This is a genomic window from Micromonospora sp. U21 (assembly GCF_018070045.1).
In the GTDB taxonomy this organism is placed as follows: Bacteria; Actinomycetota; Actinomycetes; order Mycobacteriales; family Micromonosporaceae; genus Micromonospora.
Genome location: NZ_JAGPYK010000084.1, coordinates 1 through 1,090 on the forward strand (window position 1 = coordinate 1; position 1,090 = coordinate 1,090).

Consider the following 1,090-nt stretch of genomic DNA (forward strand, 5'->3'; position numbering starts at 1 on the left):
ACTGCTGGGTGGTCACGCTCCGCCGCGCGCGGATCGCGGCTGGTGAGCGTGCGTCGCAGCACCCCTCGTCAGCACATGTTGACGAATCGGTCGGCGTCAGCATATGCTGACATCATGTCCGCAATCGCCGACCTTGACCACGCCGTACACGGCAGCGACCCCGACGTCGCATTGCGGGCGGTTGCTCGTCTTCGCCGCCTGGTGGAACAGCTGGAGGCCGAACAGGTCGCGGCGGCGCGACGAGCAGGCTGGTCCTGGCAGGACATCGCCGTCCGGCTGGGCGTCACCAAACAGACCGTGCACCGGAAGTACCGCCGCGACGAGGAGGTCTGATGTTCCGAGGCGATCACCCCGATCTCCGCCGTACGGTGGGCCGCGCCCTGGCCATGGCCCGCGATCTCGGCCATCCCCGCGCCGGCAGTGAGCATCTCCTGCTTGCCCTCAGCACGATGGGTTGCACCGTCAGCGCTGCGCTCGCCCGGCACGGCGCAACCGAGGCGGCCGTCCGGGAGGCGGTGCGCCAGGTAGCGCCACTGGGCGCGGGGGCCGCCGCCGACCGTGACACCCTGGCACCGCTCGGCATCGACGTGGACCGGTTCCTGTCACGTCTGAGTCCGGCCGTTCTGGACCGGGCGACCACACGCGAGCCGCTGCTGCCGTTCCGAGCGGCCAAGGCACGACGGCGATGCGCTCAACTGAGGCCGCCCCTTGGGCTCGACGCCCAGGCAGCCTACGAAGCATCACTCCGGCTCGCACTCGCCCGCCGAGACCGCGAACACCGGCCTGAACACCTCGCACTCTCCCTCGTCGCGCTCGATCCCGGCGCAACATGGGTGCTGAGCGCTGCAGGCGTGGACAGCCCGGCCCTGCTCGCCGACCTGGCCAACACCTTCCCGCCACCGAGTCGCAACCTGCTGCTGCGCGCCGAACGCCGGATCGGCCGGCGATCGCGCCGCCACGACCTGGTCCGGCGTTACCAACGCACGACAGGACGCACGGTCACCTCGGACGGCGCGGTCGTCACACTCATCACCGGCTGACACCACGTCCTGGTACGGCGGCAACCGCGCGTCGGCACGACCGGGCGCCG

Annotated in this window: 2 protein-coding genes; both read left to right on the forward strand. The window is 71.0% G+C overall.

Translation table 11 applies throughout. The features are described 5' to 3' along the window. Window positions 1–114: 114 nt before the first annotated feature. The gene (locus KBX63_RS34845; RefSeq protein WP_210918678.1) at window positions 115–333 is read left to right on the forward strand and encodes a helix-turn-helix domain-containing protein; all 219 of its coding nucleotides are present in this window, start codon (window positions 115–117) and stop codon (window positions 331–333) included. 35 nt (window positions 334–368) lie between these two features. Further along, window positions 369–1,040 carry a Clp protease N-terminal domain-containing protein gene (locus KBX63_RS34850; RefSeq protein WP_210918679.1) on the forward strand — a complete coding sequence of 224 codons (672 nt, stop codon included), beginning with the start codon at window positions 369–371 and terminating at the stop codon, window positions 1,038–1,040. The last annotated feature ends 50 nt before the right edge of the window (window positions 1,041–1,090 follow it).

What these genes read in the sequence shown, in the direction of transcription:
- KBX63_RS34845 (WP_210918678.1), top strand. Translation starts at nt 115, where the DNA reads ATGTCCGCAATCGCCGACCTTGACCACGCCGTACACGGCAGCGACCCC.